Source organism: Fundidesulfovibrio sp. (genome assembly GCF_058402725.1).
This window is the reverse complement of sequence record NZ_JBZVFJ010000035.1, coordinates 1-19,685: the sequence shown is the minus strand read 5'-3', so window position 1 is coordinate 19,685 and position 19,685 is coordinate 1. Positions and strand designations below refer to the sequence as shown.

The window sequence follows — 19,685 nt, the reverse complement described above, 5'->3', positions numbered from 1 at the left end:
GCAGGCGAGAGCGTTTTTGTTGGCAGCGAACAGGGAATCAACCATCAACTAGCGTGGAGGACGTGGTATGCCTACCTTTGTCGATCCTAGCAAATGTGACGGATGCAAGGGCGGCGAGAAGACCGCCTGCATGTACATTTGCCCCAACGACCTGATGATCCTCGATCCGGCCGAAATGCGGGCTTACAACCAGGAGCCCGAGGCTTGCTGGGAGTGCTACTCCTGCGTGAAGATCTGCCCCCAGGGCGCCATCGAGGCCAGGCCCTACGCCGACTTCGCTCCCATGGGCGGCACGTCCATCCCCATGCGTTCGGCCGACTCCATCATGTGGACCGTGAAGTTCCGCAACGGCAACGTGAAGCGCTTCAAGTTCCCCATCCGCACCACTCCCGAAGGTTCGATCAAGCCCTACGAGGGCAAGCCCGAGCCCGGCAACCTGGATGACGAACTGCTCTTCACCGAGTCCGGCCCCCTGGCCAAGCCCCAGGCGGTTCTCGGCAAGAAGTTCGAGATCGCCGATGCGGGCACCGAGCAGTGCTGGCTGGACGGCTTCTGCAAATAAGCGGCACTTCGCGCGAAACCACAGAATATAAGGAGCACATCAATGCCCCGTATTCCGATGAAAGAAGAGGCGAAGGGCGTCGCTCTCGCCGAACCTGTCGTTGAAGAAAAGTACGTCGACATCCTGATGGTCGGCGGCGGCATGGGCAACTGCGGCGCGGCCTTCGAGGCCGTGCGCTGGGCCGACAAGGTCGGCGGCAACCTGTCCATCATGCTGGTGGACAAGGCCTCCATGGAGCGCTCCGGCGCCGTGGCCCAGGGCCTCTCCGCCATCAACACCTACCTGGGCAAGAACAACGCCGACGACTACGTCCGCATGGTCCGCACCGACCTGATGGGCCTCGTCCGCGAAGACCTGATCTTCGACCTGGGCCGCCACGTCGACGACTCCGTCCACCTGTTCGAAGAGTGGGGCCTGCCCTGCTGGACCAAGGACGCCCACGGCCACAACCTCGATGGCGCCCAGTCCAAGGCCGCCGGCGTCTCCCTGCGCACCGGCGCCGACCCCGTCCGCTCCGGCCGCTGGCAGATCATGATCAACGGCGAGTCCTACAAGTGCATCGTGGCCGAAGCGGCCAAGAACGCCCTGGGCCAGGACCGTTACATCGAGCGCCTCTTCATCGTGAAGCTGCTCAACGACACCAAGGAGCCCAACCGCATCGCCGGCGCCGTTGGCTTCTCCACCCGCGAAAACAAGGTGACCATCTTCACCTGCAACGCCATGGTCGTGGCCTGCGGCGGCGCGGTGAACGTGTACAAGCCCCGCTCCACCGGTGAAGGCCTCGGCCGCGCCTGGTACCCCGTGTGGAACGCCGGTTCCACCTACACCATGTGCGCTCAGGCCGGCGCTGAGATGACCATGATGGAAAACCGCTTCGTGCCCGCCCGCTTCAAGGACGGCTACGGACCGGTCGGCGCCTGGTTCCTGCTCTTCAAGGCCAAGGCGACCAACTCCAAGGGCGAAGACTACTGCTCCACCAACCGCGCCATGCTGAAGCCCTACGAGGATCGCGGCTACGCCAAGGGTCACATCATCCCGACCTGCCTGCGTAACCACATGATGCTCGCCGAAATGCGCGCCGGCCGCGGCCCCATCTACATGGACACCGCGGGCGCCCTGCAGGCTACCTTCGCCACCATGACTCCCGAGCAGCAGAAGCACCTCGAGAGCGAGGCCTGGGAAGACTTCCTCGACATGTGCGTGGGCCAGGCCAACCTGTGGGCCGCCATGAACATCGAGCCCGAGAAGTCCGGCTCCGAGATCATGCCCACCGAGCCCTACCTGCTCGGTTCGCACTCCGGCTGCTGCGGCATCTGGGCCTCCGGTCCCGACGAGGACTGGGTTCCCGAGGAGTACAAGGTCCGCGCCGACAACGGCAAGGTCTACAACCGCATGACCACCGTGAACGGCCTCTGGACCTGCGCCGACGGCGTGGGCGCCTCCGGCCACAAGTTCTCGTCCGGTTCGCACGCTGAAGGCCGCATCGTCGGCAAGCAGATGGTGCGCTGGTGCGTGGACCACAAGGACTACAAGCCCTCCATCGCCGCCAAGGCCGACGAACTGAAGAAGGAAATCTACCAGCCCTGGTACACCTTCGAGCAGTTCAAGGGCGTGTCCACCGACCCCGTCATCAACCCCAACTTCATCTCGCCCAAGAACTTCATGATGCGCCTCATCAAGTGCACCGATGAATACGGCGGTGGCGTTGGCACCCTGTACACCACCTCCGCTTCCCTGCTGGGCACCGGCTTCAAGCTGCTGGCCATGCTGGAAGAGGACTCCAAGAAGCTGGCCGCCCGCGACCTGCACGAACTGATGCGCTGCTGGGAGCAGTTCCACCGCCTGTGGACCGTGCGCCTGCACATGCAGCACATCGCCTTCCGCGAGGAGTCCCGCTACCCCGGCTTCTACTACCGCGGCGACTTCCCCGGCCTGGACGACAGCAAGTGGAAGTGCTTCGTCAACTCGAAGTACGACCCTGCCACCAGGGAGACCAAGATCTTCAAGCGTCCCTACATCCAGATCATCCCCGACGCCCAGTAGGGTTCGGACCAAGCACGGCCGCGGGCGAAAGCCCGCGGCCGTTTTCCAGCCGGAAGCCGGCCGTTTGTCTGCAAACGGTCTGATCCGGGGCGCGCCGGGGCCAGGCGTCCCGGATCAGGCCGTTTGACCGTGAGAGGTCAAATCCGAGCAGGGAGGTGTCAATGTCTGGCAACGCGATTCTGGTGGCAGGAGGGGGTTTCAGCGGCATCACCGCTGCCCTCGAGGCCGCCGAAATGGGCTACGAGGTCATCCTCGTGGAGAAGAACCCGTACCTGGGGGGAAGGGTTGCTCAGCTCAACCAGTATTTCCCCAAACTCTGCCCGCCCTCGTGCGGTCTTGAAATCCAGTTCCAGCGCATCCGCAACAACCCCAAGGTCAAGGTGCTCACCATGGCCGAGGTGGTGAAGGTCTCCGGCAAGGCCGGCGACTTCGACGTGACCGTCACCGTGCGGCCGCGCTACGTCAACGAGAAGTGCACCGCCTGCGGCGACTGCGCCGAGGCCGCCGAGACCAAGGTGCCCTGCGAGTTCGACCTGGGCATGGGCCAGCGCAAGGTGGCCTTCCGTCCTAACATCTTTGCCTTCCCGATGCGCTACGTGTTCGAAAAGAACCGCTGCTCCGAGGCCGAGGGCAAGAAGATCGAGGCTTCCTGCAAGTACGGCGCGATCGACCTGGCCGACAAGGAGCGCACCGTCACCTTCAAGGTGGGCGCCATCGTCGAGGCCACCGGTTGGAAGCCCTACGACATGTCCAAGCTGGAAAACCTGGGCGCAGGCAAGCTCAAGAACGTTATCTCCAACATGCAGATGGAGCGTCTCTGCGCGCCCAACGGCCCCACCGGAGGCCTGCTCCTGCGCCCCAGCGACAAGGCTGCTCCCAAGCGGGTGGCTTTCGTCCAGTGCGCCGGTTCGCGCGACGAGAACCACCTGAACTACTGCTCCTACATCTGCTGCATGGCCAGCCTCAAGCAGGCCACTTATGTTCGCGAGCGCGTGCCCGAGGCGCTGGTCTCCATCTTCTATATCGACCTGCGCACTCCTGGCCGCTACCAGAAGTTCCTGGAAAAAGTCTCCGCCGATCCCAAGCTCTCACTGGTCAAGGGCAAGGTTGCCGCCATCACCGAGACCTCCGGCGGCAAGGTTCTCTGCACGGTCGAGAACGTTGAAACCGGCATCAAGAGCGTGGAAGAGTTCGACCTGGTGGTCCTGGCCACCGGCATGCAGCCCTCCACCAGCGGCGAGAACGTGGCCGTGAACGCGCCCCGGGACGAGGAAGGCTTTTTCATCGGCTCGGACGGCTCGGGCGTCATCGCCACGGGCTGCGCCAAGCTGCCCTTGGACGTCATGCGCTCGGCCCAGTCGGCCACCGGCGCGGCGCTCAAGGCCATTCAAACGGTTGCGGGGAGGTAGAGATTCATGGCCGAGAAAATAGGCGTTTACGTCTGCGGCGGCTGCGGCATCGGCGAGTCCGTCGATCTGGACGCCGTGTGCGCCGCGGTGAAGAACAAGTACCAGCCGCAGTGCCCGGTCATCGAAAAAACCCCCGTGCTCTGCTCGCCCGAGGGCGTCGAGGCCGTGAAGAAGGCTGTGGCCGAATCCGGTCTGGACGGCGTGGTCCTGGCCGCCTGCACCCCCAGGTCCAAGTGGGATGTGCTCCAGTTCGGCGACGCGGTCCAGGTGGAGCGCGTCAACCTGCGCGAGCAGGCCGTCTGGAGCTTCAACAAGGCCACCGGGGCGCTTGAAAAGGCCAAGGGCATCGACGACATCCAGATCATCTGCAACGAGTACACGCTCATGGGCGTGGCCAAGATGACCAAGTCCAAGATCCCCGCGCCCGAGGCCGTCGAGGCCTTCAAGACCATCCTGGTCCTGGGCGGCGGCTGGACCGGCATCCAGGCGGCCACCGCCGCGGCCTCCCTGGGCTACGACGTGGTGCTGGTGGAAAAGGCCGACACCCTCGGCGGCAAGGTCGCCGGGATGTGGAAGTCCTTCCCCCTGAGCTACCCCTACACCGAGTCGGTGGACCCGGGCCTGGAAAAGCTCATCAAGCAGATGAACGACACGGGCAAGGTCACGGTTTTCACCTCCACCACTCTGGAGAAGCTCTCGGGTGCCCCGGCCCAGTACAAGGCCCAGCTCTCCAACGGGCAGACCCTGGACATCGGCGCGGTGGTGCTTGCCACCGGCTGGGACAAGGGCGACACCAAGTACCTGGCCCCCCTGGGCTACGGCCAGCTCAAGAACGTGATCACCACGGCCGAGCTGGAAGCCATGGCCAAGGCCGGCTCCATCGTGCGCCCCAGCGACGGCCAGGCGCCCGGCCGCGTGGCCTTCCTGCTCAACACCAACAAGTGCACCACCCAGGCCTGCCCGGCCGACGTGACGGTCGAGTGCGACGCTCCCGCAGAAGCCAAGCCCGCCGAGGGCGAGGAAGCCCCTGCCGAGCCGACCTTCTGCGACCTGGAGAGCCAGCGCCATCTGGCCCTGTCCTCCGAGTTGTCGTCGCTGGTGGCGCTCAAGCAGGCCAACTACGTGGTCGAGAAGAACCCCGAGGCTGCCGCCTACATCTTCTACGACCACATGATGGTCCCCGGCATCAACGAGCGCTACTACAAGGCCGCCCAGGACAACCCCGGGATCATGCTCTCCAAGGCCCAGATCGAGGCCGTGAAGCCCGGTCCCGCCGACACGGTGATCCTCTCCATGACCGACACCCTGCTGGGCGAGGCCGTGGAGATCGAGGCAGACTTGGTGGTGCTGCCCACGGCCATGGTGCCCACCACGGCCCACGCCCCCACCATCAACCTCGAATACCGCCAGGGTCTGGCCTTCCCGGACCTGAACCTCTTCGAGGGGTACGCAGACTCCAACTACATCTGCTTCCCCTACGAAACCCGTCGCACCGGCATCTACGCCGCCGGCGGCGTCCGCCAGCCCATGGGCCTGGCCCTGGCCAGCGAAGACGCCATGGGCGCGGCCCTCAAGGCAATCCAGTGCGTCGCCAGCGCCAACCGCGGCGTAGCCGTGCACCCGCGCTCGGGGGACCGCAGCTTCCCGGTGTTCAACTTCGTGCGCTGCACCCAGTGCAAGCGCTGCACCGAGGAGTGCCCGTTCGGCGCGCTCGATGACGATCCCAAGGGCACCCCGATGCCCAATCCCACACGTTGCCGCCGCTGCGGCACGTGCATGGGCGCCTGCCCCGAACGCGTCATCAGCTTCGACAACTACAACATCGACATGATCGGCACCATGATCCGCGAAATGCAGGTGCCCCCCAAGATGGATGTGGGCGGCCCGCGCGTGCTCATCCTGGCCTGCGAGAACGACGCCTACCCGGCTCTGGACATGGCGGCGCTTCGCGGCAAGTCCTGGAGCCCCTACGTGCGCGTGATTCCGGTGCGCTGCCTGGGTTCCGTGAACGCCATCTGGGTGGCAGACGCCATGTCCAAGGGCATCGACGGCGTGATGCTCCTGGGCTGCAAGTTCGGCGACGACTACCAGTGCCACTTCGTCAAGGGCTCGGAACTGTGCAACCGCCGCAAGGAGAACATCTCCGAGTCGCTCAAGCGCCTGGGCGTGGAGCCCGAGCGCGTCGACCAGCTCCAGGTGGCCATCGACGAATACGACACCGTGCCCGCCATGATCGACGAGTTCATGGACATGATCGTGAAAATGGGTCCCAACCCGTTCAAAGGATACTAGGAGGCCCTGCTTATGTCTTCTCCGGTCCGGATACAACCCGACCCGAGCTTCGTCAGGGAGCTCCAGGCGGCAGGTGGCGACTCCGTCAAGAAGTGCTACCAGTGCGCCACCTGCTCCGTGGCCTGCCCGCTGTCCCCGCCCGAGAACCCCTATCCCCGCAAGGAGATGGTCTGGGCGCAGTGGGGCCTCAAAGACAAGCTCATGAACGACATCGACGTGTGGCTGTGCCACAACTGCGGCACCTGCTCGGACCTCTGCCCCCGCGGAGCCAAGCCTGCCGACACCCTGGCCGCCATCCGCAACATGACCTACCGCAAGCTGGTGGGTCCCGAGTGCCTGGGTGAATGGATGAGCTCCTCCAAGCATCTCCCGAAGCTGATCGCCATTCCGGCCATCTACTTCGCGCTGATCTGGCTCCTCCGCATGGGCGGCTTCGGCATCCCCGAGGGCGACATCAGGTTCGGCAAGCTCTTCCCCGGCGACACCACCATCGACCCCTCGTTCATCCTCCTCTTCATCTTCATGGGATGGAGCTTCTACAAGGGCGTGATGAACATGTGGAAGTCTTTCGGCGGGCTGCCCAAGACCTTCGAGCTGGGCGAGGTTTCGTCCAGGCCGACCCTGGTCCAGGCCGTCATCGACGTGCTGCGCGACGAGATCGTCACCCACCGCAAGTGGAACGACTGCGGCAACGACAACACCGAGCGCTTCAAGGGGCACTGGGCGATCCTGTTCTCCTTCGTGGCCCTGGCCATCGTCACCGGCATCGTGGCCGTGTCCCACTGGGGCTCCTACGTGCCCGGCTTCGGCTGGCTCCACGTGCTGGGCGACACCCCCATGCCTCTCTACAGCCCGGTGAAGCTCCTGGCCGTGGCGGGCATGGTGGGCGGCATCTACGGCCTGGTGATGCTCACCCGCCGCCGTTTGAACCTGGACGCCCAGAAGCAGGGCTCCAGCTACTACGACTGGTACCTGCTTGGCGTGATCTGGGCCGTGTTCGCCACGGGCGCGGGCGCGTTCCTGCTGCGCCTCGCCGGCGTGGCCGGTCTGGCCTACCCCGTGTACTACCTGCACCTGATCACGGTGTTCATGTTGTTCGCCTATCTGCCCTGGTCCAAGCTGGGGCACCTGGTCTACCGCACGACGGCCCTGGTGTATGCGCGCATGAGCGGCAGGCTGCCCCTCTCGCGCGTTGAAGACAAAATTTTCGAGATCTAAGAGGAGGAACTCCCATGGCTGAGACGAAAGTTTTCCCGATGAACACCTTCATGGCGTACCTGAAGGGCGTGGACAAGGAAGGCCAGGCGAAGGGCGTGGTCGAGTTGGTGAGCTACATGGCCGACACCGTTGTCGACGAGGAGTTGGCTCCTTTCGCGGCCGCCATCGCCAAGGCCTGGATCTATGAGCAGCACCCCGAAGTGATCGCCATGAACGCCGCCCAGCTGGCCGCCCAGGGCAAGAACGTCTCCGTTCCCAAGCTTCCCGCCGCCACCATGGGCGAGATCGGCGCCCTGTTCGCCAAGCTGGGCGAATACAAGACCACCATGAACGCCCAGGCCGAAGAACTGGCCAAGGTGAAGGCCGACCTGGCCGCCAAGACCGCCACCTTGGCCGACGCCGAGGCCAAGCTGAAGGCCGCCGAGGCCGCCGTGAAGCGCTTCGAGGACTCCTCCGTGAAGGAGAGCGAGAAGCTGCTGGTGGCTCCCCTGTCCAAGGTCAACGAGTACATCGGCAAAGTCGATGAGCTGCTCAAGATGATCGAGGACGTGAAGAAGCACGGCGTGGTCACCGTGGCTGGCGGCGGCGTCGCCGGAGCCGCCGGTGGCGCTGCCGCAGCCGAGCCCGAGCCGGTTGTGGACTTCGGCGTGGAGGACACCTTCACCAAGTCCGACTGGTAAACCAGGGACTGTTTCAGGTTGATCAAGGCCGCCCGGCGACGGGCGGCCTTTTTCTTTGGTGCGTGGGCGGGATTGCGGAAAAGGAGGAAAACGAAGTGTCGGTTGACGTCGGGTGGTACCGCGCGGTCAAAACTGATCCGACGGGGTCGGTTCTGCCTCAGTCTGCCGTCAGGGTCAGCGTGGTGAGCCTGCTGCCGCCTGTGCGCTTGGCCCTGGCAAGGGCCTCCTCGGCGAGAATGACCAGTTCGGCCCCAAGAGCCTCGGTCTCCTCCCCGCAATTGCCCAGGCAGGCCAGCCCCATGCTCACGGTGTAATGAACCGGCAGGCCTGCGTGGAGGCAGACGTTCTCGGCAACGGCAGCACGCAGGCGGCGCGCCAGGTGGTTCGCTCCCTCCGCGCCGGTTTCCGGCAGCAACACGGCGAATTCGTCTCCGCCGACTCGTGCAGCTAGATCGCTTGTGCGCAGCGTGGCGCGCAAGAGAGAAGCGAAATGCGCGAGCGCCGCATCCCCGGCGTCCCTTCCTAGGCGTTCGTTGAGCGCTCTCATGCCGTCGATGTCCGCCAGAAGCACCGAGAGCATCCTGCCGTGACGTCCGGAAAGGGCCGCCAGCTGCCCCAGGCTTGCGTGGAAGGGCTGGCGCAGGGGGAGACCCGTCAAGGGGTCGCGCCCGGCCGGAGAGGCATTAGTGTCCGCAGGAGGAGGGGTCACCGAAAGCACGCTCAGGGAGCCGAATCGATCCAGCCGAGCGCGCAAAGGCATGTGCCCGGAAAGAGGCTCCTGGAGCGAAAGGTCGAACTCCTGAACTGAAGGCTCCAGTAGCAAGGCCTTGCGCACGCCAGAAAGAACAACGGAGAACCCTGACTCTGGAGGCGAGGAATCCACCGCTGGTTCATTGCGCGGCGGAGTCCCGAAGGGTTCGAGCGGGTTGAAAAGGCCCCGGAACGGAGCGTTGACAAGAAGCACCTCGCCCTCCCCGTCCAGAACCAGCAAAGGCACGGGAAGGCTGGCCATTGCGGCCAGCGCGTCACGGGGGTCAATGAGGGAAGTGTTCATGCCTACCCGTTAGCATAAAAAAAGGCCGCCCAAAAGGGCGGCCTTTGCGATTCGCAAGAGGAAGAGGCTAGACGCTGCCTTCCACCTCGGCCCTGACTTCCAGGGCGATCTTCCAGAGCACGGTGAGCACGAATCCGCCGGTGGCGTAGATCATGAGGGCGATCATCATCTCGGGGCCGGTGGGCAGGTATTCGGTGACGCGCTCGAAGGGGTTGGGGGTGAAGCCTGCGGCGATAAGGCCCATGCCCTTGTCCAGCCAGGTGCCGATGACCAGCATGATCAGGGCGGGGACGAGCATGTCGCGGTTCTCGCGCCAGCGGGGCGGGATGAGCAGAATGAGCGATCCGATGGCCAGGAAGGAGGCTGTCCACATGAACGGAGTCATGTAGGTGCTTCCCTGGAAGCCGTTGAACAGGAACTCGATGGGGGCCATGTGGCCGGGCATGTTGGAGTAGAAGGCCGTGAAGAGTTCCAGGAAGAAGAAGAACACGTTCACGCACATGGCATAGGTGATGGTGGTGGAGAGGGTCTTCACCGCTTCCTTGCCCGGATCGAACTTGGTGAGTTTGCCCACAAGCAGGGTCATGAGCAGGAGGATGGACGGGCCGGAGCAGAAGGCCGAGGAGAGGAAGCGGGCTGCCAGGATGGCGGTGAGCCAGAAGTGGCGGCCGGGAAGGCCGGCGTACAGGAACGCCGTAACCGTGTGGATGGAGAAGGCCCAGATGATGGAGAGGTACACCAGGGGCTTCACCCACGCGGGGGGCGTGACGCGCTTCCAGTAGGCCATGAGGCTGGTCCAGCCGATGACCGCGTTGAGAATCAGGTAGCCGTTCAAAACCACCATGTCCCAGAAGAGCACGGAGCGGGGGGTGGAGTTGATGAGCACGTTGAGCATGCGCTGGGGCTGCCCGATGTCGATGACGATGAAGCCCAGGCACATGATGACCGCGGCGATGGCAAGGAACTCGCCCATGATGATCATCTTGGAGTAGGCTTTGTAGTGGTGGAAGTAGTAGGGCAGCACGAGCATAACGGCCGAGGCGGCCACGCCGACCATGTAGGTGAACTGGGCGATGTAGAAGCCCCAGGACACGTCGCGCGAGAGGCCGGTGATCATCAGGCCGTTGTTGAGCTGGATGAGGTAGAACCCGCCTCCGATGCCCATGAGGGCCAAGAAGGCCAACAGGGCGCCGAAATAGCGCGGGCTTCCTTTGAGAGCTTTTTCGATCATGTCCGCACTCCTAGAGGATGTAGAACACGCTGGGTTCGGTTCCAGCGGCCGGGTTGCGCCTGACGGCGTACTTGTCCTTCAGGATCTGGCGCACGGGGGACTTGGGGTCTTCCAGGTCGCCGAAAACCATGGCGCCGCCGGAGGCGTCGACGCACAGAGGCATCTTGCCCTGGGCGAGCTTCTCCACGCAGAAGGTGCACTTTTCCACGACACCCCGGGTGCGGTGGGGGTAGAGGGGGTTCATGTTGGCGATGAACTTCTCGGGATCGCGGAAGTTGAAGCTGCGCGCGCCGTAGGGGCAGCCGGCCATGCAGTAGCGGCAGCCGATGCAGCGATGGTAGTCCATGATCACCAGCCCCTCGTTGTTCTTGAACGTGGCCTGGGTGGGGCACACGCGCACGCAGGCGGGGTTGGCGCAGTGGTTGCAGAGCAGCAGGAACTTGCGGTGATGCAGGTCGTCGGAGAGGTAGGCGGGGAACTCCGTGGGGAAGGTGGCGTGGAAGTCGTCGGTCCACAGCCACTTGATCTCCTGCTTGCCTTCGATCTTGGGCACGTTGTGGTAGGCGTGGCAGGCGTCGATGCACTTCTTCATGGTGGCGTCATCGAGCTTGGCCGTGTCGATGACCATGCCCCACTGCTTGGCCTTGGCGGGCTTGGCGAAGTCCTGGGCCGTGGGGAGGGCGTCGGCGGCCTGGGCGCCTTCTCCAAGGAAGCCCAGCGTGCCGGCCGAGAGCCCCAGTGCCGAAACACCGGCGATCTTCAGGAAGTCGCGTCTGGAGCTTTTCATGTTAGTTCCCCCCCTCTTTCTTCACGGGCGAGGTATTGTGGCAGGTCCAGCAGTAGGGGTTCACGCCGACTTCGACGTGGCACTTGTCGCAGAACTTGTCCTTGTTTTCGTGGCAGCCCATGCAGGTGTTGGTCAGGCTCATGTTGAACTGCTTGCCCGACTCGTTGGTGAACACGCGCTTTCCGTTGCGGATCACGTCGTCGCGCCATTCGTTCAGGAGAACCATGTGCACGTCGCGCATCTTCTCGGTCTTGAGCACGCATTCCTTGGAGTTCTTGGGCTTCTCGGTCTCCACCTTGATGGGATCCTTGCCCGCGCCCAGGAGGAAGGGCGAAAGGGCCAGGATCAGGAAGATCACAAGCCCGGGGATGATGTATTTCGCGTTGTACATTATTCGTCCTCCCCTTCAATGCCGGGCAGGTCTTCCTGGCGGAGGTTCATGGTGCGCTCCTGCTCCTCGTCGTCGAAGACCAGGGCGTTGCCCACCAGCTCGTGGAGGCCGGTCACCTTGACGCCGGGGGCCCAGTAGTCGGCCAGGCCGGGCAGGGTGGCGCGGTCGATGGCGCAGATGCAGCTCATGGTGTTCACGCCGAACTTCTGCTGAACGTACTGCAGGGCGTTGCCGCGGGGCAGACCGCCACGCAGGCGCATGTCGGTGAATTCGCCGTTGTTCAGGCCCGCGCCGCCGCCGCAGCAGAAGGTCTGCTCGCGGATGGTCTGTGAGGGCATGTCCACGAACTTCTCGACCACGTTTTCCAGCACGTAGCGGGGTTCATCGAAGAAGCCCATGCCGCGCGAGGTGTTACAGGAGTCATGCCAGGTGGCGGTGATGCCTGCGTTGCGGCTCTTGTCGAGCTTCAACTTGTTGTTGCGGATGAGGTCGGCGGTGAACTCCACCAGATGGATCATCTTGGTGGACTTGGCGTTGTCGAACACCGTGCCGGTGATGGGGCTCTTGGGCACTTCCAGGAAGTCGGCGGGGCCGTTCATGGTGTCCATGAACTGGTTGAGCACGCGCCACATGTGACCGCACTCGCCGCCGATGATGTACTTCACGCCCAGGCGCTTGGCCTCGGCGTACATCTTGGCGTTGAGCTTCTTCATCCACTTGTCGTTCATGAACGAGCCGAAGTTGCCGCCTTCCGACGCGTAGGTGGACCAGGTGACGTCCAGGTCCAGGTAGTCGAAGAGCAGCAGGTAGCCCATGAAGGTGTAGATGCCGGGCTCGGCGAAGATGTCGCCGGAGGGCGTGATGAAGAGGATCTCCGCGCCCTTGCGGTGGAAGGAGGGCTCCACGCGCCTGCCGGTGATGGTCTCGATGTCGTCCACCAGGAAGTCCATCATGTCCTTGAAGGCATGAGGCTGGATGCCCAGGTGGTTGCCGGTGCGGTTGCAGTTGGCGGCGGGTTCGAGAATCCAGTTGATGTTCACGCCGATGCGGTTCATCAGGTCACGCGCCAGGAAGGTGATCTCGGCGGTGTCGATGCCGTAGGGGCAGAACAGCGAGCAGCGGCGGCACTGGGTGCACTGGTAGAAGTACATGAACCATTCTTTGATCACGTCTTCTTCCAGCTTGCGCGCCCCGGCGAGCTTGCCGAGTATCTTGCCGGCCATGGTGAAGTCGCCCCGGTAGATGGAGCGCAAAAGCTCGGCGCGCAGCACGGGCATGTTCTTGGGGTCGCCCGAGCCGATGTAGAAATGGCACTTGTCGGCGCAGGCGCCGCAGCGCACGCACACGTCCATGAACACCTTGAGCGAGCGGTACTTGCCCAGGAGTTCGCGGAAGCCTTCGGTGATGATCTCCTTCCAGTCGGGAGGGAGCTTCCAGTCTTCCTCGGTGGGGTTCCACTCTCTGGGGTTGGGCAGTCCGAGGTACTTGAGCACATCGGGTTTGCCGGGATAGGAATAGTTGCCGAGTTTGAACTCGGGCTTCACGTCCATCCACGCCTCAGCGGGCGTGGTGTAGTCGACGTTCATGACTTCTTCAGGCGGAGCCATCTTCGACATGTTGTCTCCCTCGCGGTTCGCCCAGCCGGGGCGGTTTAGGCTTCCTTGTCCACCGGCAGGCCGGCCTCGATCATCTTCTCCCGGAAGTCGTTCTCGTACTCCTCATAGCTGTGGGGCTTGATGGAGGGATCGTTCCAGGGGTTGATGTAACGCACCATACGGGTGTTGTTGGGCAGGTTCCGAGTTGGGCTCAGGAACACGCCGCCCAGGTGCATGAGCTTGGAGAAGGGGAAGTAGGCCCACAGCACGCACACCAGGAAGAAGTGCATGTAGAAGGACCAGTCCACGTTGGGCGGGATCACCGGCTTGAAGCTCACCAGTCCGAAGGCCAGCTGCTTGATGGCGATCACGTCCACCTTGGCGAAGTAGCGCATGTAGATGCCGGAAAGCGCGATCGCAAGGATCAGGAACAGGGGAAAGTAGTCCGAAGCCAGTGAGATGTAATTGACTTTCGGGTCCCAGATGCGCCGCGCCAGCAGGAAGGTGACGCCCACCACGAAGAACACGTCCGTGAGGTAGAGCGTGGGCACGCCGATCTGGAGGATGGAGTCCACGAACTCGATGCCGGTGATGGCAAAGGGCACGGGATCCAGGAAGAAGCGGAAGTGCCTGATGAACACGATCAGGAAGCAGTAGTGGAACATGAGCGCGAAAAGCCACAGCGACTTGTCCGAGCCGTAGCCCACCCGGCCCTCGGCGGGGCGGTTGTCGAGCTTGGTGTTGCGGAAAAGGCTGCGGAAGCAGAGCACTTCCAGGGCCATGCGCACGACGGTCTGGCCCGGGGTCGAGGGGTTGTCGAATTTCGCCTGCTTCACCCAGGGCTGCGAATACTGCTGCCCGCCGGTGGTGGCGATGGAGAAGGGCTGCGGCGTGGAAGCCCAGCCGAGCACCTTCTTGATGAATCCCGCCACGAAGATCGCGACGGCCACGTACGGGATGGCTATCCCGAACACCCCCGCCATTCCCGCCTGCGCCCCGAGAGCCGCAGCGGCGGCCAAGACCATTACGGCCATGAGCGCGGTCACAAGTCCTGCCATGTACCCTCCACCTCGCGTTGAACCATTGCGCCTGTCCGGCCTCACGCTGCCGGCTCGCCCTCGCCGAAATCCACGATGAGTCGTGCGCGTTTGAGCAGTTGCACCTGCTCCCGCCTGAGATCGTTGAGTTTGATCTCATTGAGCTTTTCGCGGCACTTGGAGTAGAGATCGAGGCTGGCCAGGGCCAAGCCGTCGATGCGCGACTCCAGGGCCACGAACTGTTCCCACGCGCCCAACGTTTTCAACTGATGCCAGAGCCGCTCCCGGATGGCTTTCTTGAGCAGGAAGACGAACCCCGCCGCCTGGGAGGGCGTGAAGTTCTGCACCGCGCGCACCCGGATGACCTGGTCGAGTTCCTCCAGCGCGCGTTCGAGGTGCTCGCGGCCTTCCACGAGATAGTCCATGCAGGCCTTGGCGGCCTCGACGATGCGCTCGCCCACGGGGTTGTGGAAGGGGTCGCCCCCCTTTTTCCAGAGTTTGGCCGTCTCGGGAGGGTAGGTGTCCAGGATCAGATGATGCCAATCCTTGACGATGGCCTCCCGGTGTTCGGCCAGCAGTTTCTCGACGCTGTTCATGGATGCCCCGCGTGCAGCAGATGATGATGCCTTGTTCTACCTGTCACAAACGCAGTCCCCATACCCTGGGGGGCGATTTCTGTAAAGATTGAAAAGGCTCGCGGGCCGCCGGGCGGCCATGGCCGGAAATTCCCGGAGGTGGTTTACAGCTTTTCCCGTTACGGGTAATTTCTGGGGCTGCCGTGCAGGGGCTTGTCAACGCCCGGCTCGACGTTCCGAGGTCGCAGATGACGCTTTCCCAGGATCATGCTTCGCTGCTGCGCGCTGTGGCGCAATTTGCCGACGTGGCACGCTATCACGGCGTGATGCCGCGAAAGCTCCTTTTGTCCCACGACGAGGAGGGCGCGGGGGTTCTGGTGGACCAGGGGCTCGCCGAATGGGCCACGTTCACCTACGGCTGCGGCAAGAAGATGAAGGGTTTGCGCATCACGCCCGAGGGCGAGCGAGCGGCGGGAAGGCAGGCCGACTCGCCCGCCGCGCTGGACGATGCGGGCAGGGAACTGGCCCTGGAGCACCTGCTCATCCTCCAGGATCTGCGCCACTTCTGCAGGATGCCCCGCTACCGGCGCATGATGCCCGCCAAGAAGGCCAGACACTATGTGGAGTGCGACTTCGAGGATCTGGTGAACCGGGGCTATATCCTCAAAATGAAGCTCAAGGCCGCCGGGGAGCGCGCCCTCAAGGGCTACGTGATCTCCGGCAAGGGGTTGCGCGCCCTCCAGGACGCCGGAATCGACTGAGCCGCGCGCCCCTTCACGCCCGGATCAGGCCGCTTCGTCGGGTCCGGCCGGACGCAGGCAGGCCTCTTCCACGCGACGCCAGGAGACTTCCAGCGAAAACTTTTCGGTCTCCTTCTTGCGCGAGGCCTTGAGGCTCAACTCCATCATGCCCCGGGGGCGCAGGGTCAGGCACTCTTCGCCTACGGTCATGCACACCGACCCGGCCCGGAAACCGGCCAGCACATCCTCCAGGTAGGCCACCACCTCGCGCGTTTCCAGCACGCCTTCCAGTTTCACCTTCTCCTTGTCCTTGCCCATCACGTTCTCCTTTTCACAAGATCGGCTCACGCCAGGATGAAAAGTTCGGCCCACGCAGCCCCGCGCGTGTACGCCGCGCACACCGCGCCCTCCCGCGCCAGTTGGGAGAGCGCCCGTCCCGGGCCGCGCAGGTAGTCCTCGTCGCGTTCGGCGAAGCGGCTGGCCGGTCCGGCCAGGCGCACCCTGGCCTTGCCCGTGGGGGTGGAGTCCAGCCGCGCGAAGAGCGATGCCGGGGCATGGGCTCGTTTGCCCGGTCCTGGCAGGGCGTCCAGCACGGCCTGGAGGGCCAGGGCCAGCCGGAAGCCGCGCTCCAGGGGGACCACCACGCGCTCGAGAGCCGGGGCCACGCAGAGCCCCTGGCGCGGCCAGAGGTCCGGGGCCTCGCGCAGGAAAGCCGCCAGATCCACCCCTTCCGCGCCGGGTTCGGAAACGTGGCAGGCCATGAGCCGCAGGAAGGCCAGGCTGTCGCCTTCGCCCCCCCAGGCCCAGGCTCCGGCCTCTGCGGCCAGCAGGCTCAGCCGGTCCAGGGCGCGGGAAAAGGCCTGGACCACCTCCAGGCGCATGGCTTCCCGGTGCTCGGGTGGGATATCCGGGACTGCGGGCGCGGCGGGCTGTGTCTCCAGGATGTGGCGCAGGGCTCGGCCCGCGCCAGTCTCAGAAGCGGTCCCCTGCCTTCCGGGCCTGGCCAGGGGGTCCGCGCCCAGGCGCAGCGCGCTCACGAGAGCCCCCGGGCCGCGATTTCGCGTGCGAGGTTCAGGCAGTCCAGCGCGCCCTGGCTCTTGGGGGCGTAGGCGAAGATGCTCTTGCCGAAGCCCGGGGCCTCGGCCAGGGCCACGGACTCGCGCACGCGCGTTTCCAGCCGCAACGCTGGGAAATGACGGCGCACGGAGGCGTCCACCTCGCGGCAGAGGCGCTTGCGGTGCACATACCGCGTGAGCGCCACGCCCAGCACCGCGAGGTCGGGATTGAATCCCCGGGCGGCGTCCACGGTGTCCATCACGGCCCCCAGTCCGGCCAGGGCCAGGAACTCCGCCTGCACGGGAACCACCACGGCGTGGGCGGCGGCCAAGGCGTTGACGGCCAGCAGGCCAAGGTTTGGGGGGCAGTCCAGGATGCAGGCGTCCGCCGGGGGCACTTCCTCCAGCACGCGCGCCAGCAGACGCTCCTTGCCGGGCAGTGCGGCGAAGGCCGTATCGGCCCCGGCCAGATCGGGAGAGGCGGGCAGCAGGAGCGCGCCCTCGGCCTCCACCAGGAAGTCCGCCGCGCGGGCGCTTCCGGAAAGCGCGTCGTGCAGGCCCGGCCCGCCGGGGTCAGCCCCGAAGGCGCGTGTCAGATGCCCCTGGGGGTCCAGGTCGACCAGGAGCACGGAGCGGCCCAGTCGGACCAGCCCCGCGCCTACGTTGGCGGCCAGCGTGGTTTTGCCCACGCCGCCCTTCTGGTTCAAAAAGGCCAGGACGCGCATGGACAATCCATACTACGCCCTGGTGACGATCACGTTTCAGCCCATCCGGCGCGCGAGCCCTTCCAGCGCGGCCAGCACGCTTTGGTTCCGAACGGCATCGCGGTCGCCCTCGAAGCTATGGAGCTCGGCCGCTTCCCGGCCGTCCACGCTGTAGCCCAGCCACACCGTGCCCACGGGCTTCTCCGGAGTGCCCCCCGTGGGGCCGGCCACCCCCGACACCGACACGGCGCAGTGCACCCCGAAGCGCCGCGCCGCGCCCAAGGCCATGGCCAGCACCACCTCCCGGCTCACCGCGCCGTGGGCCTCCAGGAGCGGCCGCGGCACGTCCAGCAGGGACTCCTTCACCGCGTTGGAGTAGGCCACCACGCCCCCTGCGAACCACGCCGAACTGCCCGACACCGCCGTGAGCGCGCCCGACACCAGCCCTCCCGTGCACGATTCCGCCGTGGCCAGCCACCAGCCGCGTTCCACGAGAATCCGCGCCGCCTCCAGCACGGCCCTGCGCGTCGCGACGTCCATGCGCACCTCCCGCCTTGACCGGGCCTCTTCGCCCGGCGTAAGAAGTCTGGTTCCAAGATCAACCACCCGGAGACCCACCATGCTCGACGTGCGCTTCGTACGCAAGAACCTGGACCTTGTGCGCCAGGCCCTGGCAGACCGCCGGACGGACCTGGACCTGGACGGCTTCGCCAAGCTCGACGAGAAGCGCCGCGCGGTGCTCACCGAGGTGGAGGCCCTCAAGAACGAGCGCAACGCCTCCTCAGCCGAGGTGGCCAAACGCAAGCGCTCCGGGCAGGACGCCACGGAACTGCTGGAAAAGCTTTCCGGGGTCTCCGAGCGCATCAAGGCCCTGGACGAGGAAGCCCGGCAGGCCGACGAGGCGTCCGAAGCCTTCCTCCTGAGCGTGCCCAACATTCCCCACGCCACCACCCCCGTGGGCAAGGACGAAACCGACAACCCGGTGGTGCGCGTCTGGGGCGAAAAGCCCGCCCTCGCCTTCACACCCCGTGAGCACTGGGACCTGGGACAGGCCCTGAACGGTCTGGACTTCGAACGCGCCGGCCGACTGACCGGCTCGCGCTTCGCCGTGCTCTGGGGCTGGGCCGCGCGCCTGGAACGCGCTCTGGCCGCCTTCATGCTGGACGTGCACACCCGCCAGCACGGCTACACCGAGGTGGCCCCGCCCCTCATGGTCAACGCCGACACCCTGCGCGGCACGGGACAGCTCCCCAAGTTCGAGGGCGACCTCTTCAAGACCAATTTCAAGGACTTCTACCTCATCCCTACGGCCGAGGTGCCTCTCACCAACCTCCACCGCGACGAAACCCTCGACGAGGAGCGCCTCCCCCTGGGCTACTGCGCCCACACCCCCTGCTTCCGCTCCGAGGCGGGCAGCTACGGCAAGGACACCAAGGGGCTCATCCGCCAGCACCAGTTCTCCAAGGTCGAGCTCGTGCGCTTCTGCCGCCCCGAGGAGTCCTACGAACAGCTTGAGCTGCTCACGGCCCACGCCGAAAAGATCCTCCAACTCCTGGGCCTGCACTACCGCGTCATTTCCCTCTGCACCGGCGACCTGGGCTTCTCCTCGGCCAAGACCTACGACATCGAAGTCTGGCTGCCCGGCCAGAACGCCTACCGCGAAATCTCCTCCTGCTCCAACTGCGAGGACTTCCAGGCCCGCCGCGCAGGCATCCGCTGCAAGGCCAAGGGCGGCAAGGCGCGCCTGGCCCACACCCTCAACGGCTCGGGCCTCGCCGTGGGGCGCACCATGGTGGCCGTGCTGGAAAACGGACAGCAGACGGACGGCTCCGTCGTCCTGCCTGAAGCCCTGGTCCCCTACATGGGCGGCGTGACCGTCATCGAACCGTGATCCGGGCGCTGGCCACTGCCGGGGCCGTCTGGGCCATGGGCGCGGTGTTCGTCCTGGAGCCGCGCCAGATCGTCATCCTGGCCGTGCTCACCGGAGCCATGGCCTGGATTCTGGACAGCGCCGCCCGTAGTCGGTGACCGAGGGGCGGCGGGGCAGCCGTTGTGAAGCCCCCGGCTGGCAAAGGGCTACGCCCTCTGCATTCCCTCTCCTCTTCGCGACGGCGTGCGATCCGGCAGTGATGGGCGGCGGGGCAGCCGTGAAGAAGCCTCCGGCGGCCAAAGGGCTACGCCCTTATGGAATCCCTTTTTGCTTCGCGGGCTTCACCGGCGACGACCGTGTTGCCGGTTCCGTTGCTGTTCGCGGGGTGACCAGGCGGACCGATTTGAAGACGATCCACCTGATCTCCCCGCGAACAGCAACG

General features: G+C 65.0%; 20 protein-coding genes. 9 read left to right on the top strand and 11 right to left on the bottom strand.

From position 1 onward, the window contains the following. Nucleotides 1–67 precede the first annotated feature (67 nt). The 6 genes from aprB (at nucleotide 68) to ACV4UX_RS06725 (ending at nucleotide 8,204) form a co-directional block, all read left to right on the top strand. On the top strand, nucleotides 68–562 hold the full coding sequence (gene aprB / locus ACV4UX_RS06750; protein ID WP_491592551.1) for an adenylyl-sulfate reductase subunit beta: 495 nt from the start codon (nucleotides 68–70) through the stop codon (nucleotides 560–562). Nucleotides 563–604: 42 nt separating this feature from the next. After that, nucleotides 605–2,605: an adenylyl-sulfate reductase subunit alpha gene (gene aprA / locus ACV4UX_RS06745; RefSeq protein ID WP_491592550.1), complete on the top strand. Its 2,001-nt coding sequence runs from the start codon at nucleotides 605–607 to the stop codon at nucleotides 2,603–2,605. A 161-nt stretch (nucleotides 2,606–2,766) separates the two neighbouring features. Continuing rightward, nucleotides 2,767–4,014, top strand: coding sequence for a CoB--CoM heterodisulfide reductase iron-sulfur subunit A family protein (locus tag ACV4UX_RS06740; protein ID WP_491592549.1), 1,248 nt, complete (start codon nucleotides 2,767–2,769; stop codon nucleotides 4,012–4,014). A gap of 6 nt (nucleotides 4,015–4,020) precedes the next feature. Then, nucleotides 4,021–6,306, top strand: coding sequence for a hydrogenase iron-sulfur subunit (locus tag ACV4UX_RS06735; RefSeq protein WP_491592548.1), 2,286 nt, complete (start codon nucleotides 4,021–4,023; stop codon nucleotides 6,304–6,306). 12 nt (nucleotides 6,307–6,318) lie between these two features. Beyond that, complete coding sequence (gene qmoC, locus ACV4UX_RS06730) at nucleotides 6,319–7,524, top strand: quinone-interacting membrane-bound oxidoreductase complex subunit QmoC (RefSeq protein ID WP_491592547.1); 1,206 nt, start codon at nucleotides 6,319–6,321, stop codon at nucleotides 7,522–7,524. Between the two features lie 14 nt (nucleotides 7,525–7,538). Further along, nucleotides 7,539–8,204, top strand: a complete 666-nt coding sequence (locus ACV4UX_RS06725) for a hypothetical protein (protein ID WP_491592546.1) — start codon at nucleotides 7,539–7,541, stop codon at nucleotides 8,202–8,204. A gap of 157 nt (nucleotides 8,205–8,361) precedes the next feature. Here ACV4UX_RS06725 and ACV4UX_RS06720 read toward each other — a convergent pair whose 3' ends face one another. The 7 genes from ACV4UX_RS06720 to ACV4UX_RS06690 all read right to left on the bottom strand — a co-directional run bounded on the left by ACV4UX_RS06720 (nucleotide 8,362) and on the right by ACV4UX_RS06690 (nucleotide 14,895). After that, nucleotides 8,362–8,964, bottom strand: coding sequence for a GGDEF domain-containing protein (locus ACV4UX_RS06720; protein WP_491592545.1), 603 nt, complete (start codon nucleotides 8,962–8,964; stop codon nucleotides 8,362–8,364). 361 nt (nucleotides 8,965–9,325) lie between these two features. Beyond that, a complete protein-coding gene (gene dsrP / locus ACV4UX_RS06715; protein ID WP_491592544.1) occupies nucleotides 9,326–10,489 on the bottom strand; it encodes a sulfate reduction electron transfer complex DsrMKJOP subunit DsrP in 1,164 nt (387 codons plus the stop codon). A 10-nt stretch (nucleotides 10,490–10,499) separates the two neighbouring features. Then, nucleotides 10,500–11,276 carry a sulfate reduction electron transfer complex DsrMKJOP subunit DsrO gene (gene dsrO / locus ACV4UX_RS06710; RefSeq protein ID WP_491592543.1) on the bottom strand — a complete coding sequence of 259 codons (777 nt, stop codon included), beginning with the start codon at nucleotides 11,274–11,276 and terminating at the stop codon, nucleotides 10,500–10,502. Between the two features lies 1 nt (nucleotide 11,277). Next, the gene (dsrJ, locus tag ACV4UX_RS06705; protein ID WP_491592542.1) at nucleotides 11,278–11,667 is read right to left on the bottom strand and encodes a sulfate reduction electron transfer complex DsrMKJOP subunit DsrJ; all 390 of its coding nucleotides are present in this window, start codon (nucleotides 11,665–11,667) and stop codon (nucleotides 11,278–11,280) included. Continuing rightward, the gene (gene dsrK / locus ACV4UX_RS06700; protein ID WP_491592541.1) at nucleotides 11,667–13,283 is read right to left on the bottom strand and encodes a sulfate reduction electron transfer complex DsrMKJOP subunit DsrK; all 1,617 of its coding nucleotides are present in this window, start codon (nucleotides 13,281–13,283) and stop codon (nucleotides 11,667–11,669) included. The genes dsrJ and dsrK overlap by 1 nt, the downstream gene beginning before the upstream one ends. A 35-nt stretch (nucleotides 13,284–13,318) precedes the next feature. After that, entirely contained in the window at nucleotides 13,319–14,320 is a 1,002-nt protein-coding gene (dsrM, locus tag ACV4UX_RS06695; protein ID WP_491592540.1) for a sulfate reduction electron transfer complex DsrMKJOP subunit DsrM, read from the bottom strand. A gap of 41 nt (nucleotides 14,321–14,361) precedes the next feature. Next, nucleotides 14,362–14,895: an RsbRD N-terminal domain-containing protein gene (locus tag ACV4UX_RS06690; protein ID WP_491592539.1), complete on the bottom strand. Its 534-nt coding sequence runs from the start codon at nucleotides 14,893–14,895 to the stop codon at nucleotides 14,362–14,364. 305 nt (nucleotides 14,896–15,200) lie between these two features. On the opposite strand from ACV4UX_RS06690, the gene ACV4UX_RS06685 reads away from it, so the two are divergent. Next, nucleotides 15,201–15,635, top strand: coding sequence for a hypothetical protein (locus ACV4UX_RS06685; protein WP_491592538.1), 435 nt, complete (start codon nucleotides 15,201–15,203; stop codon nucleotides 15,633–15,635). Nucleotides 15,636–15,659: 24 nt separating this feature from the next. Here ACV4UX_RS06685 and ACV4UX_RS06680 read toward each other — a convergent pair whose 3' ends face one another. Genes ACV4UX_RS06680 through ACV4UX_RS06665 form a run of 4 tightly spaced genes read right to left on the bottom strand, consistent with a single transcriptional unit; the run spans nucleotide 15,660 to nucleotide 17,913 of the window. Next, nucleotides 15,660–15,932, bottom strand: coding sequence for an amphi-Trp domain-containing protein (locus ACV4UX_RS06680; protein WP_491592537.1), 273 nt, complete (start codon nucleotides 15,930–15,932; stop codon nucleotides 15,660–15,662). A gap of 26 nt (nucleotides 15,933–15,958) precedes the next feature. Continuing rightward, complete coding sequence (locus ACV4UX_RS06675; RefSeq protein ID WP_491592536.1) at nucleotides 15,959–16,651, bottom strand: hypothetical protein; 693 nt, start codon at nucleotides 16,649–16,651, stop codon at nucleotides 15,959–15,961. Continuing rightward, a complete protein-coding gene (locus tag ACV4UX_RS06670) occupies nucleotides 16,648–17,394 on the bottom strand; it encodes a ParA family protein (protein WP_491592535.1) in 747 nt (248 codons plus the stop codon). The genes ACV4UX_RS06675 and ACV4UX_RS06670 overlap by 4 nt, the downstream gene beginning before the upstream one ends. 36 nt (nucleotides 17,395–17,430) lie before the next feature. Continuing rightward, entirely contained in the window at nucleotides 17,431–17,913 is a 483-nt protein-coding gene (locus tag ACV4UX_RS06665) for a CinA family protein (RefSeq protein ID WP_491592534.1), read from the bottom strand. A 79-nt stretch (nucleotides 17,914–17,992) separates the two neighbouring features. Here ACV4UX_RS06665 and serS point away from each other — a divergent pair, with 79 nt between their 5' ends. Both serS and ACV4UX_RS06655 read left to right on the top strand, forming a co-directional pair. Continuing rightward, entirely contained in the window at nucleotides 17,993–19,264 is a 1,272-nt protein-coding gene (gene serS, locus ACV4UX_RS06660; RefSeq protein ID WP_491592533.1) for a serine--tRNA ligase, read from the top strand. Continuing rightward, nucleotides 19,261–19,401 carry a hypothetical protein gene (locus tag ACV4UX_RS06655; protein ID WP_491592532.1) on the top strand — a complete coding sequence of 47 codons (141 nt, stop codon included), beginning with the start codon at nucleotides 19,261–19,263 and terminating at the stop codon, nucleotides 19,399–19,401. Before serS ends, ACV4UX_RS06655 begins: the two co-directional genes overlap by 4 nt. Nucleotides 19,402–19,685 lie beyond the last annotated feature (284 nt).

Excerpts from the sequence above, each read along its gene's own strand:
- ACV4UX_RS06725 (WP_491592546.1), top strand. The coding sequence starts at position 7,539 with ATGGCTGAGACGAAAGTTTTCCCGATGAACACCTTCATGGCGTACCTG.
- ACV4UX_RS06685 (WP_491592538.1), top strand. The coding sequence starts at position 15,201 with ATGCCGCGAAAGCTCCTTTTGTCCCACGACGAGGAGGGCGCGGGGGTT.
- dsrO (WP_491592543.1), bottom strand. The coding sequence starts at position 11,276 with ATGAAAAGCTCCAGACGCGACTTCCTGAAGATCGCCGGTGTTTCGGCA.
- ACV4UX_RS06720 (WP_491592545.1), bottom strand. The coding sequence starts at position 8,964 with ATGCCTTTGCGCGCTCGGCTGGATCGATTCGGCTCCCTGAGCGTGCTT.
- aprA (WP_491592550.1), top strand. The coding sequence starts at position 605 with ATGCCCCGTATTCCGATGAAAGAAGAGGCGAAGGGCGTCGCTCTCGCC.
- ACV4UX_RS06680 (WP_491592537.1), bottom strand. The coding sequence starts at position 15,932 with ATGGGCAAGGACAAGGAGAAGGTGAAACTGGAAGGCGTGCTGGAAACG.
- ACV4UX_RS06740 (WP_491592549.1), top strand. The coding sequence starts at position 2,767 with ATGTCTGGCAACGCGATTCTGGTGGCAGGAGGGGGTTTCAGCGGCATC.
- ACV4UX_RS06665 (WP_491592534.1), bottom strand. The coding sequence starts at position 17,913 with ATGGACGTCGCGACGCGCAGGGCCGTGCTGGAGGCGGCGCGGATTCTC.
- ACV4UX_RS06670 (WP_491592535.1), bottom strand. The coding sequence starts at position 17,394 with ATGCGCGTCCTGGCCTTTTTGAACCAGAAGGGCGGCGTGGGCAAAACC.
- qmoC (WP_491592547.1), top strand. The coding sequence starts at position 6,319 with ATGTCTTCTCCGGTCCGGATACAACCCGACCCGAGCTTCGTCAGGGAG.
- dsrJ (WP_491592542.1), bottom strand. The coding sequence starts at position 11,667 with ATGTACAACGCGAAATACATCATCCCCGGGCTTGTGATCTTCCTGATC.
- aprB (WP_491592551.1), top strand. The coding sequence starts at position 68 with ATGCCTACCTTTGTCGATCCTAGCAAATGTGACGGATGCAAGGGCGGC.
- dsrP (WP_491592544.1), bottom strand. The coding sequence starts at position 10,489 with ATGATCGAAAAAGCTCTCAAAGGAAGCCCGCGCTATTTCGGCGCCCTG.
- ACV4UX_RS06735 (WP_491592548.1), top strand. The coding sequence starts at position 4,021 with ATGGCCGAGAAAATAGGCGTTTACGTCTGCGGCGGCTGCGGCATCGGC.
- ACV4UX_RS06690 (WP_491592539.1), bottom strand. The coding sequence starts at position 14,895 with ATGAACAGCGTCGAGAAACTGCTGGCCGAACACCGGGAGGCCATCGTC.
- serS (WP_491592533.1), top strand. The coding sequence starts at position 17,993 with ATGCTCGACGTGCGCTTCGTACGCAAGAACCTGGACCTTGTGCGCCAG.
- dsrM (WP_491592540.1), bottom strand. The coding sequence starts at position 14,320 with ATGGCAGGACTTGTGACCGCGCTCATGGCCGTAATGGTCTTGGCCGCC.
- dsrK (WP_491592541.1), bottom strand. The coding sequence starts at position 13,283 with ATGTCGAAGATGGCTCCGCCTGAAGAAGTCATGAACGTCGACTACACC.